1 protein-coding gene is annotated in these 496 nt (G+C 40.5%); it reads left to right on the top strand.

Annotated features, from left to right (window positions below; all coding sequences use genetic code 11):
* On the top strand, positions 1–408 hold a 408-nt coding region (locus FE392_RS22615; RefSeq protein WP_319931926.1), incomplete at its 5' end, for a group II intron maturase-specific domain-containing protein.
* Positions 409–496: the final 88 nt, after the last annotated feature.

Below are 496 nucleotides of genomic sequence, written 5' to 3'. Positions count from 1 at the left end.
ATCTCGGTACAAAAATTTCAAAGAAAACTGCACCAACTGACAAAACGAAGCTGGAGTGTACCGTTAGACTATCGAATATTGAAACTTAAACAAGTGATATTTGGATGGGTCAATTACTTCAGGAGTACAAATATGAAAGGTGTTCTGGAGCGAGTAGACCAGAAGCTCCGCGCCAGAATTAGAGTGATTATCTGGAAGCAATGGAAAGTACCGAAGAAACAAATCAAATCGCTTGTTCAACTAGGGATTCCGGAGGAAGAAGCGAAGGGATTAACCTACTGTCGAAAGGGCTTCCGATATATAGGGTTATCGAAAGTTGTTCAAAGAGCCATCTCAAATCAAAGACTAAAGAAGAGGGGATTCCCTTCTTCTTTAGAACGCTATCTAAAAGTTCACACTGTAATATAAACTGAACCGCCGTATACGGAACCGTATGTACGGTGGTGTGAGAGGGGCGAGAATAATTACTTTATTTTCCCTCTACTCGATTAATTTG

This window comes from Xenorhabdus santafensis, from assembly GCF_033949405.1.
Classification (GTDB): Bacteria; Pseudomonadota; Gammaproteobacteria; order Enterobacterales; family Enterobacteriaceae; genus Xenorhabdus; species Xenorhabdus santafensis.
The sequence above is the reverse complement of the archived record's forward strand: the minus strand, read 5'-3'. Positions and strand labels throughout refer to the sequence as shown.